Here is a 940-nt window from a genome sequence, read left to right as displayed (position 1 = left end):
TAGGTCGTGTCTGTTAATTGCGGACGCGGTAGAAGGTGATGATGGCGGCCAGAGTGACTCCGCCGAGGTAGCTCAGGGCGTACTTGTCGTAGCGAGTGGCGATGGCTCGCCAGTGTTTGAGCCGATTGAAGCATCGTTCGATGGTGTTGCGGTGCTTGTAGATTCGTCCGGAGAACCCCGGCGGACGTCCACCTTTGCTGCCTTTGGCCTTGCGACGGTTGATCTGGTCACTGCGCTCGGGGATGGTGTGGGCGATCTTCATCTGGCGTAGCCGTGCCCGGGTCGAGTCGTGGGAGTAGGCCTTGTCGGCCAGCAGCCGAAACGTGTCGATTTCGGTGTCACCGAGCAGTTCCAGCAGCGGCCACAGCATGGGGTTGTCGCCGGCGTGGCCGGCTGACAGTGCCATCACGACCGGGCTGCAGAGTTGGTCGGCCAGTGCATGGATCTTTGTGGTCAACCCACCCCGGGAGCGCCCAATGGCGTGGTCATCGGGCTCGTCGGGGTATTTCTTGTAATTCGACAGATCCCCCTGTGTGCTGACCCGGGCGGGCACCAGCAGCGTGCTGGTGCACGCGCACACTGGTCGAGTCCACGGCCAGTAGCAGTTCGGCCAGGTCAGCGCCGGCGTCCTCGACATCGTGGGCGATTGCGGCGAAGATCCGCGCGTAGGTGCCATCGGTGGACCAGCGCAGGTGTCGTTCGGCCACTGACTGCCAGGCGCCGAACTGCTCGGGCAGGTCACGCCACGGAGATCCGGTGCGAAACCGCCAGATAATGCCTTCCAACGTCAGACGATGGTCGTTCCACGGACGTCCCCGTCGCCGTCCCGATGGCAGCACCGGCTCAATCACCGACCATAAATCGTCCGAAATCACATCTGTCCGTAGCACCTAAACAGCATCAGGCACAACACCGCTCACATTAAGCAGACACGCCCTAG

Annotated in this window: 1 pseudogene; it reads right to left on the bottom strand. The window is 62.3% G+C overall.

Annotated elements, in window-relative coordinates:
* Nucleotides 1-13 precede the first annotated feature (13 nt).
* Nucleotides 14-890, bottom strand: a pseudogene (locus A5733_RS26795) (IS5 family transposase).
* Between the last annotated feature and the right edge of the window lie 50 nt (nucleotides 891-940).

Origin of the sequence: Mycobacterium sp. NS-7484, from assembly GCF_001953975.1 — a bacterium.
Taxonomy (GTDB): Bacteria; Actinomycetota; Actinomycetes; order Mycobacteriales; family Mycobacteriaceae; genus Mycobacterium.
This window is presented reverse-complemented; position numbering and strand designations above follow the sequence as displayed.